The following is a 9,487-nucleotide window of genomic DNA, read 5'->3' on the forward strand; positions in this document are numbered from 1 at the left end:
GTTATTACTTCCCAATTCCCAATTCCCTAAATTCAATTCGTTCGGATATTAATTTTTTGGATTAGCTGATCGACTTGCTCAACCATTTCTTTGTTCTCTTCAGCTTGGAATAACTCTTTGGCTTTTTTGAGATTAACGATCGCTTCTTCTAGCTGTTGTTCTCTTCCTAAAGTGATTCCCAAATTATAGTAAGTGAATGCATCGTTGGGTACAAGGCTAATGGCTTTTTTGTAATGTGCGATCGCTTCTTGGGGTTTACCTTGATCGTCCATTGCATTTCCCAAACCCGTGTAAGCTTGTGCGTGTTTGGGATTGAGGCGAATCGCTTCGGTATAGTTGGCGATCGCTTCAGTTAGCTTGCCTTGAGCGTAAAAAGCGCTGGCTAGATTATAGTGAGCGTCTGCATAGTTGGGTTCAAGGCTGAGGGCTTGTTTGTATTGGGCGATCGCTTCTTCTAGTTTGCCTTGAGCGTAGAGAGTATTTCCTAAGGCATTATAACCTGCGGGATTTTTTGGAGAGAGACGAATGGCTGTTGTATATTCGGCGATCGCTTCAGCTGACTTTCCTTGAGCGTACAAAGCATTGCCTAAGTAATAGTGAGCGTCTGCATACTTGGGATCAAAGCTAATAGATTTTTTGTACTGAGTAACTGCCTCTGCTAGCTCACCTCGATCGTACAGAGCGTTTCCCAGACGCGTGTAAGTTGGGGCATAGCTGGGTTTGAGGCGAATAGCAGCTGTATATTCGGTGACTGCTTCGGTTAGCTTACCTTGGGCGTAGAGAGCATTTCCTAAGTTATAGTGAGCGTCTGCATAGTTGGGTTCAAGGCTGAGGGCTTTTTTATATTGGGCGATCGCAGCTTCTAACTGATTGAGCCTTGCTAAAGTTAAACCCAAATTAAAGTAGGCTCCAGAGTCTTGAGGATCGAGGCTGATGGCTTTTTTGTAATGTGCGATCGCTTCTTGGGGTTTGCCTTGATCGTCGAGAGTATTTGCCAAAGCAATATAAGCTTGCACAAATTTGGGTTCTAGTTCAATCGCTTTCCGAAAAGCCGCCTCTGCTCCTTTGAAATCTCCTTGTTTGTAGAAATTAGTTCCTTGCTCAAAATAAGCAACTGCATTTTTGTTCCCAGGAAGTGCTGCTTGATTTGAGTCTGTAGTTTTTGATAAAACAACACCAATATTTTTACCAAAGGCAGTATTCCCATTACTCAAACACACGCAGATAATAGCTGCTACCAGTACATTTTTGTTTTTCAGCATTTTTATTACCTTACCTGCTTGGTTTATATGTAATATCGAGTCGCGTAGCTTTGGCGGGGTTCTAGCAGGAATTATAAGTGATTAACCTAACTTGATACAAGTTACTCTCATATAATTGTGCATTTATACATAATGGCTAGTGATTTTTTATGAGTAAAAAATTGGTATGTTATTTATTTATTACACTTTTAATTCAACAATTTTAGCAATAGCTGCGATTAATTTTTGTGGGTCAATAGGCTTGGATAAATGCATTTGAAACCCAGCTTTTAGTGCTTCTTGCTGGTCATCATTTCTAGCAAAGGCAGTCAAAGCAATCGCGGGGATTTTTCCACCTTGTTCTGGTTTCAAACTTCTTACTTGATGTATTAACATATAGCCATCCATCTCAGGCATACCAATATCGCTAACCAACACATCTGGCTTTATCTCTGCTAGGTTTTCTAATGCTTCATAAGCGGAAGATACCGCAATTACAAAAGCCCCATCTTGCTCTAGTACAAAAGCAATAATATCTCGTGAATCAGTATCATCATCTACAACTAAAACTCGGATGCCACTGAGAGGTAAGGAGTTAGAAGTTAAGAATACAGCATAGTTTTGTTTATTCGTCAGGCTTTGGCTTTCATCTGGCAGAAGCGGCAAACTAACAGTAAATATTGCCCCTTTATCCTCACCTTCACTCTTCGCTTTGACAATACCGCCATGTATTTCGACGATATTACGCACAATTGCCAACCCCAATCCTAATCCACCAAAATTTCTCGTAGATGTGCTATCTGCTTGGCGGAAGTAATCAAAGACGAATGGCAAAAACTCAGGGCTGATTCCTTTACCTGTATCGCTAACTATAATTTGAGCATAACCATCAGCTTGCTCTAATCGCACTTCTATTTTCCCTCCCTTGGGTGTAAATTTGACAGCGTTAGAAACGAGATTCCAGACAACTTGCTGCAAACGAGTCGAGTCGCCCATAACTTGTCTCACATTCGCTTCAAATACTGTACTCACTTCAATTAACTTTGTTTCTGCTGCTAAACGCATTGTCTCTAATGCCGACAATATCGTAGACTCTAGGTTAATCTTCGTAATATTCAGCGTCAGTTTGCCCTGCAAAATTCTGGAGATATCCAGCAAGTCTTCAATGAGTTGAACTTGTAAATTGGCATTCCTCTCGATTGTGGCTAGTGCTTGCGATGTCTTTGCTTGGTCTAACCTCCGACTTTGTAATAACTTTGACCAGCCAAGAATTGCATTTAGTGGAGTGCGTAGTTCGTGAGATAAGACAGCTAGAAATTCATCTTTAATTCGATTGGCTGTTTCTGCTTTGGCTCGTGCTATTTGTTCTAATTCCAGCAGGTGTGCCCGTTCTTCAAGTATTTGTTTTTGTTCGTGGATATCTGTACACGTGCCAAACCACTTAACTACAATACCTTGCTCATCTTTAAGCGGTAAAGCTCGCGCTAGCTGCCAACGGTAGGAATCATCAAAAGCACGTTTAAAGCGATATTCATTGTTATATATAGTGCCATTATTTACAGCATTAGACCATACTTCATCAGCATTTTGGATATCATCTGGATGCAATGCAGCTAACCAACCAGAACCCAAGGACTGCTCTAATGTTAACCCAGTATATTCACACCAATTTTGATTAAAAAAATCACATTCGCCGTTAGCATTAGTTGTCCATACAAGTTGAGGAATTGCCTCTGCTAGATAACGGTAACGTTCTTCACTTTGTCGGAGAACTTCTAAAATTCGTTGGCGTTCAAAAATTTCTTGTTGTAATTGCTCGTTGGTTTTGGTAATTTCATTGGTGCGAATAGTAACCATTTCTTCTAAATGATTTTGGTATTTTCGCAGTTCCTTTTCTACCCGTAAGCGTTCGGCTATTTGTGTTTGAAGTTGTTGATTTGCTTGTTCTAGTTGAGCAGGGCTAGGAAGTGCTAATGCTTGTGGAACTAAAGACACAAGTTGGACTGCCGTAATTACAGATATCATGGCAGTTAATGCTTTGACAAACCCTGCTACCCAATAAGTTGGATGCCAAAGTGTCCAAATCTCTATTAAATGAGTAGTGCCGCAAGCGACAATAAATGCACTAAATAGCAGAAAAATCCAATCAAAGGGTAGATCCTGCCGTTTACGGACAAAGTAAAATAGGGTAGCTGGAATCGAATAATAAGCTACTGCAATGAACGCATCAGATAATATATGTAACCAAACTAAATTAGTTTGCCATAGATAACAATGCCCATGTGGAATAAATGATCCTGATGTAAAAAAAATAGTCCAAAATTCCGATAAAATATCTGACATAAATACTTGATTATTTTAAATCTATAAAATCTACTACTAAATGCATTTTTTTAATTAGCCAAAGTTGTTTGCCAGTTTGAAATTTACTTTTATCTTGTCTTAAGATAGGAATAAGAGAATGAATGACGTTATAAACCGCAGAGACGTGGAGCGGCTACTCTACGAGTTATCTAACTGACTAACCGCAGGGTATTGCACCTAACTGATGATGAAAATTAAGGTTTCGGCTATTGTTTAGCTAAGTTCTGTGTCATTCTAAGGACTATGAAGGGAACGATTAAACTTACGAAAATTACGGACATAATTACAAAATACACGGATAATTCCAAAATAAAACCATTCTCACCATAATTATGATGGGAATGGTAAAAAAATTAGGAGACGCAACAGGAAAATTTAATTTCTGCAATTCTCACTCAACTTAAGATTGACTTGACTTAATACTCATTTTATCTAACACTTGAGTGATTTTGTTAGCTTTTTCGGGTTGGCGCTGTTTTTGCAATAAATCTTTAGCTTGTAGCAGGTTTGTTTTAGCTTCTTCTTCTCGCTCTTGCTGCATAAGAATATTGGCCAGACGCAAGTAAGCATCGGGATTTTTTGGACTGCGGCGAATCACTTCCTGGAATAATTCTGTTGCTTCCTCTACTTGACCTTGCTGGTTTAAAACATCTCCCAAAAACAAGCGCACTACATCATTAGTAGAGTTGAGAGAAATCACTTTGCGAAATGCTGCTTCTGCACCTTGGTAATCTTTTGCTTGAGCAAGATTGATTCCTTTTTGAAACAAGTCTGAGGTAATCAAAGTTTTCCAAGCGAAATAGCCTAGGATCGACAAACTCAAAATAACTGCGGAAGCAGCGATAATAGAACTGGTAGGAAAGGTTTCTAGCATTGTCTAAGCCAAAAAGCAGGCGATAGGAAAAATCAGATATTCCATAAAAAAGAGTTTCCAGATAAATTGGTAGAATTGAGCGATCGCACTTTTATCTTGTAAGTCTACCGCCAAACTCCGCCACCACATCCAAACTAACAGCCCTAAATGGGCAATTACCAGAAAGATGGGGTTAATTGAGGCTAGGTGTAGCACCCCAACCAGAATCATCCCTAGATAACAGACTGTTATCACCCAAAGAGCTAGATTAAACACAGCTTGTGGCCCTAGCTTAATCGTGAAAGTAGTAATATTGTAGAGGCGATCGCCTTCTATATCTGGGATATCTTTAAAGATTGCGATCGCAAAGGTAAATACCAAAATAAACAATGTCAGCACCCACACCACAGGCGGAATTGTTTGGCTTTGTTTAAGTGCCCAACTATAATGCAGATACAATCCTAAATTAACAATTGTGCCGCGCACCGAAAAAATACACAGCGCCGCCCAAAAGGGAAACTGTTTTAAACGAATTGGCGGTAAAGAATAAGCAGTACCAATGGCCAAACTAATTGCTACCATACCAAATAAGAATGGCCCAGTTAGCCACGCCACAACTAGCGCCAAAATCCCAGTAGACGCAACAATTAATTGTCCCATCTGTTGAGAAAACTCACCTGATGCCAACGGTAAATGAGGTTTATTAATCTTGTCAATATCAACATCTTCTAATTGATTCAGCCCTACAATGTAAACATTGCCACATAGACAAGCAATCCATGCGCCGAAGACAGGGCTTAGTGAGCCGGCAGTAGTGAATAAAGAAGCAGTATTATTACTAGTGGCAATAGCAATTAAATACAAACTCAACACACTCAGACTTGTACCAATAATCGTGTGAGGGCGAGAGAATTTCCAGAAAGCGTATAACCAATGGAAATATGATTGGACAGGTTTGCGTGGCAAAGGGCTGTTTTGAGAACTCTGGCTCATGAGTACCTTAGATTCAAATTCCGGCTTATTGTTAACTCTGACTTTTCACAAAATTTGGAAAACCTTACTTTTATTCCTCTCTCCTCCTTTTGAGAGACTTTGAATTTTCCCCATTCCCTGCAAAAGTTGGGGCGTTAAGTTCCGCATTAACTTTTCCATATTGCATGAATTGTCAGATTGTTAACCATTGTCACAGAATTTGGTCATTAACAAGAGCTTTCATAGAGGAGGTAGCGGTAGGCACATTTGACCGTAACCCTACTCAAAAACCAATTACACCTAGGGGACTAATAATCAACCTACCTTATGGAAGACTCTCAATCGCGAAAAATCTAACAACCGATTATAAAAATACCTCTTCTCGATTCTGCACTCTCTACTCTTCATAAGGTTACAATCTATCAGGAAAGCAAAGAAATAGTTAAATTATGACAGCTAATTTGACACCTGTAGCCAAATTTGACTTTGTTACCGTGCTATCACAGGCTGCGGCTGCATATCGACGACAGAAAGATACACGCCCTAATGCTGAAATATTAGTAAATGCGTTGCTACAAGCAGAAAAATCTGCCAAGCAGGAACGGTTAACTTATCCTTTTGAGTTTCTTTTAGGTAAATGGCAACTTTGCTTTGCCACTGGCACTAAGAAAGCCAGAGAACATGGAGGAATTGTATTAGGCAAGGGTTTGTATGTACCCAAGTTTATAAAAATCCATGTTTCCTTTGATGCCACCTTAGAACAGGATTCACATAGAGGCGAAATTTGTAATCAGGTTGAATTGGGGCAACTTTTATTGAAGCTCACGGGGCCAGTGCAATATACAGGTAAGAAAAATTTATTGGCGTTTGATTTTAACCAGATGCTTATCAGTCTATTTGGTCGTGTTGTTTATAACAGACCAATTCGTTCTGGTAAAGTTCAAACAGAAGATTTCTACAACCAGCCGATAGCGCAATTACCTTTCTTTGCCTTCTTTTTAGTGACGGAAGATTTCATTGCAGCTCGTGGCCGTGGAGGAGGATTGGCATTTTGGATTCGAGAAACTTAAAAACACTTTATTTCACATTTGCGCCAGCCATTAAACTGGACGACAACTAGACAAAATGCTGTGCATATTTACTACTTGTCCAATGACTGCGATCGCAGGCGCACCAAATCCAGTTTGCTCTACCTGTTCTACAATTGTCTTTAAGGTTCCAATCAATTCTTCTTGTTCTGGGCGCGTACCCCAGCGCACTAAAGCAATGGGCGTTTCTACATCTAACCCAGCTGCACTTAACTGTTCTACGATATAAGGCAGATTGTGAATTCCCATATAAATTACAATGGTTTCGGAACCGTGCGCGATCGCATTCCAATCTACTTTCGGTCTATACTTACCCGCCGCTTCGTGACCAGTTACAAATGTCACTGATGAGCTATAGAGTCGATGAGTCAATGGAATACCTGCATAAGCCGCCGCAGCAATCCCCGATGTGATACCGGGCACAACTTCAGTTAATATCCCAGCGTTGACTAATTCTTCCATCTCTTCGCCACCACGACCAAAGATAAACGGATCGCCACCCTTTAACCGCACTACAATTGCATGACCCTGCGCTTTCTCAATCATTAATTGAGTTGTTTCTTCCTGGAACAACGAATGTTTCCCCCTGCGCTTACCAGCATTAATTTGTTCAGCTTGGGGATTAATCATTGCCAGAATTGCCGTACTCACTAAGGCATCATAGATAACTACATCTGCACATTCCAACAAACCTTTCGCCTTCAGGGTTAATAATCCTGGATCTCCTGGCCCCGCACCTACTAAATAAACCTTTCCCAAATACTCGTTCTCCTGTTTTTCTGTGCGGTTCATCTATCCGTTAAATCCCAAATAAGCTCGGCTAATTCTGCACTTGCTCCCAGTGGCTGCGCCAACTGGAAATTCACCGCAGAAAATTGTAATTTTAGCTCCTCTATGGAGGCCGCGATCGCATCAGTTATTCCACCTGCGAATAAAAAGTATGGCAAAATTGCAATTTCGCTATAACCAGCGGCTACCAACTCTTTCACCTGTGATTCTAAACTAGGAGGCCCAGCCCAATAAGCAGCAACTGCTGATAAACTCGTCGCCATTGCTTCCACAGTTTCTTTGGAACCTGGGCGACGGCTACCATGAGCTAACAGAATCCATGCTTCTGCTTTTATAGTAGATATTTGCTTGGCCAGTAATTTCTCTAAATTGGGGTGAGAGCCTAAATGTGGCTGCAACTCAATCATGATATCTTGACCAATAGCCTGTTGCGCTAGCGCTACTTCGGCGGGAATATCTGTCATAACATGGACTCCCGGCAACAGAAATAGCGGTACAATTTTGAGGTGATTCTCGTTTTGAGACTGTGGACAATCACCAAAAGCGCTTTTAGCAAATAGTTGAATCTGCTCATGTAAAGGCTGAGGACTCATTTCTAAAGCAGCGATGCCAACCAGATGTTTGTTATTAGATGGGTTGTGGTATTTGTTATATAGCAGCTTTGCTAGTTGCTCCATAGCAACTTCTGGGCGCGGATCGCGACTTCCGTGAGATACTAGCAGATAGGCAGATGACATCGGCAAAGCTTGAACTCTCAGTGACTAATACTCATATTTTACTTAATATTAAGCTAGTTTAATAAGTACTCTGGTGATTATTGAAACTATTGTCAATTACTAAATATAAGTATTGTTAATCACTTTTATATTCTTCCACTGCAACTTGCTTCATTGTTCTTCGGCAGTGTAAGTATAAAATTGATCAAAAGCTCCCACCGTTTCAAATTTGTATGAAGGTATCCAAGAATTTATTTTTAAATCTGTACGGTAAATGCTAAAAATCATAAAATTTTGTCTTTCTGTAGTCCTGGCAATAATTCCTTGGATTTGTGGGTTAGCTGAGTCAACCAACTTATCACAATTAAAATGGATTAAATTTTCTATAATATTCGTGGTTTTTTTGCATACATCGGTTTTTAAGTATTCCGTCAACCGTTGCACTGCATATTCTTCATATTCAACCTGACTGGGATTAGTCTTTGCCATTGTCACACCCAAGGCGGCGAGTCCTGCTGCTGCTCCAGTATATGCAATGATGGTTAGGGGTTTCATGTTTGCCAAGTAAAATACATTGTAATCGTTAGATTTCAGAGACTCTAAATCAACTGAGTCCGTTCCTTGAACATAAACTCTTGATCGTTTGCCAAATTATTGCTATAATTCGAATTGTTGAATGGCGAGCGTAGCCAAGTGGTTAAGGCAGTGGTTTGTGGTACCACCATTCGCGGGTTCGAGTCCCGTCGTTCGCCCTATATAATTTCATAACTATCCATAAGTTATTATAAGAGATGGGTTGCGGTTGTGAGAATTCATAACCATTACTTTAGCAAGTAACTGTCACCTACAAGTTAATGAACTTGGAAGGGTCACAATTATGCCATAATTAATAAGATTATCTTATTAAGTTTTTTATGTATATAAGCAAATCTACTTGCTAAAAGAAAATTAAGTGTGCAATGTTCACTTCTCTTTTACAAGATGTTGTTTCTTTGCAGAAGTACATATCTAAGCAACGTCGATAGTGCAGAAAGCTTGATAACCCTTTTTCGTCAATCTCTGATAAATTAACTATTTATATTAATAAGATTCCTGACTTTTTAGAAAAGTCAGGAATCTAAGCCTCAAAAGTTTTTGAACGCACATTTAGCTGTTAGAAAATTCCTAGAAGAATGATAAAAGTCAGCCCACAGAAGGCCAGCAAGGAGATAATCAAAATGTTGCCTATACTGTGGTCAGAAGCTATTAACTTAGGTGTATTAGTAGCCATATAAACAGACCCTACTTAAACAACTTTTGCTTAAACTATAACTAATGCAAATAATCATTAGTCTATATTTAAACAAAAATTTATTTAAATTTATTATAGTTTATACTAAAAACAAATTATTAATTTTTGTTTCATTTATTTAGATATAGATAATAGCAATAGAATTATTTATATCTAAATTCTCAGAATATTGG

8 protein-coding genes and 1 tRNA gene are annotated in these 9,487 nt (G+C 39.4%); 2 read left to right on the plus strand and 7 right to left on the minus strand.

Translation table 11 applies throughout. From position 1 onward, the window contains the following. Window positions 1-32: 32 nt before the first annotated feature. From GNF10_RS09150 to GNF10_RS09165, 4 genes are all read right to left on the minus strand, one after another. Entirely contained in the window at window positions 33-1,262 is a 1,230-nt protein-coding gene (locus tag GNF10_RS09150; RefSeq protein ID WP_185580757.1) for a tetratricopeptide repeat protein, read from the minus strand. A 180-nt stretch (window positions 1,263-1,442) separates the two neighbouring features. Next, window positions 1,443-3,584: a hybrid sensor histidine kinase/response regulator gene (locus GNF10_RS09155; protein ID WP_185585301.1), complete on the minus strand. Its 2,142-nt coding sequence runs from the start codon at window positions 3,582-3,584 to the stop codon at window positions 1,443-1,445. Between the two features lie 421 nt (window positions 3,585-4,005). After that, on the minus strand, window positions 4,006-4,479 hold the full coding sequence (locus tag GNF10_RS09160) for a M48 family metallopeptidase (protein WP_185585300.1): 474 nt from the start codon (window positions 4,477-4,479) through the stop codon (window positions 4,006-4,008). A 3-nt stretch (window positions 4,480-4,482) separates the two neighbouring features. Continuing rightward, window positions 4,483-5,451: a homogentisate phytyltransferase gene (locus tag GNF10_RS09165; protein WP_185585299.1), complete on the minus strand. Its 969-nt coding sequence runs from the start codon at window positions 5,449-5,451 to the stop codon at window positions 4,483-4,485. A gap of 428 nt (window positions 5,452-5,879) precedes the next feature. Between GNF10_RS09165 and GNF10_RS09170 the strand changes: the two genes are divergently transcribed. Then, window positions 5,880-6,500, plus strand: coding sequence for a hypothetical protein (locus tag GNF10_RS09170; protein ID WP_185585298.1), 621 nt, complete (start codon window positions 5,880-5,882; stop codon window positions 6,498-6,500). Window positions 6,501-6,530: 30 nt separating this feature from the next. On the opposite strand, the gene cobA is transcribed toward GNF10_RS09170, so the two are convergent. The 3 genes from cobA to GNF10_RS09185 form a co-directional block, all read right to left on the minus strand. Next, window positions 6,531-7,310 carry a uroporphyrinogen-III C-methyltransferase gene (gene cobA, locus GNF10_RS09175; RefSeq protein WP_185585297.1) on the minus strand — a complete coding sequence of 260 codons (780 nt, stop codon included), beginning with the start codon at window positions 7,308-7,310 and terminating at the stop codon, window positions 6,531-6,533. Continuing rightward, window positions 7,307-8,044 carry a sirohydrochlorin chelatase gene (locus tag GNF10_RS09180; protein ID WP_185585296.1) on the minus strand — a complete coding sequence of 246 codons (738 nt, stop codon included), beginning with the start codon at window positions 8,042-8,044 and terminating at the stop codon, window positions 7,307-7,309. The genes cobA and GNF10_RS09180 overlap by 4 nt, the downstream gene beginning before the upstream one ends. Before the next feature lie 150 nt (window positions 8,045-8,194). After that, on the minus strand, window positions 8,195-8,578 hold the full coding sequence (locus GNF10_RS09185) for a DUF4359 domain-containing protein (RefSeq protein WP_114085803.1): 384 nt from the start codon (window positions 8,576-8,578) through the stop codon (window positions 8,195-8,197). A gap of 124 nt (window positions 8,579-8,702) precedes the next feature. On the opposite strand from GNF10_RS09185, the gene GNF10_RS09190 reads away from it, so the two are divergent. Then, window positions 8,703-8,775, plus strand: a tRNA-His gene (locus GNF10_RS09190). Window positions 8,776-9,487: the final 712 nt, after the last annotated feature.

Origin of the sequence: Nostoc sp. UCD121, assembly GCF_014222285.1 — a bacterium.
Lineage (GTDB): Bacteria > Cyanobacteriota > Cyanobacteriia > Cyanobacteriales > Nostocaceae > Nostoc.

Coding starts and splice junctions, on each gene's coding strand:
- GNF10_RS09150 (WP_185580757.1), bottom strand. CDS start 1,262: ATGCTGAAAAACAAAAATGTACTGGTAGCAGCTATTATCTGCGTGTGT.
- GNF10_RS09155 (WP_185585301.1), bottom strand. CDS start 3,584: ATGTCAGATATTTTATCGGAATTTTGGACTATTTTTTTTACATCAGGA.
- GNF10_RS09160 (WP_185585300.1), bottom strand. CDS start 4,479: ATGCTAGAAACCTTTCCTACCAGTTCTATTATCGCTGCTTCCGCAGTT.
- GNF10_RS09165 (WP_185585299.1), bottom strand. CDS start 5,451: ATGAGCCAGAGTTCTCAAAACAGCCCTTTGCCACGCAAACCTGTCCAA.
- GNF10_RS09170 (WP_185585298.1), top strand. CDS start 5,880: ATGACAGCTAATTTGACACCTGTAGCCAAATTTGACTTTGTTACCGTG.
- cobA (WP_185585297.1), bottom strand. CDS start 7,310: ATGAACCGCACAGAAAAACAGGAGAACGAGTATTTGGGAAAGGTTTAT.
- GNF10_RS09180 (WP_185585296.1), bottom strand. CDS start 8,044: ATGTCATCTGCCTATCTGCTAGTATCTCACGGAAGTCGCGATCCGCGC.
- GNF10_RS09185 (WP_114085803.1), bottom strand. CDS start 8,578: ATGAAACCCCTAACCATCATTGCATATACTGGAGCAGCAGCAGGACTC.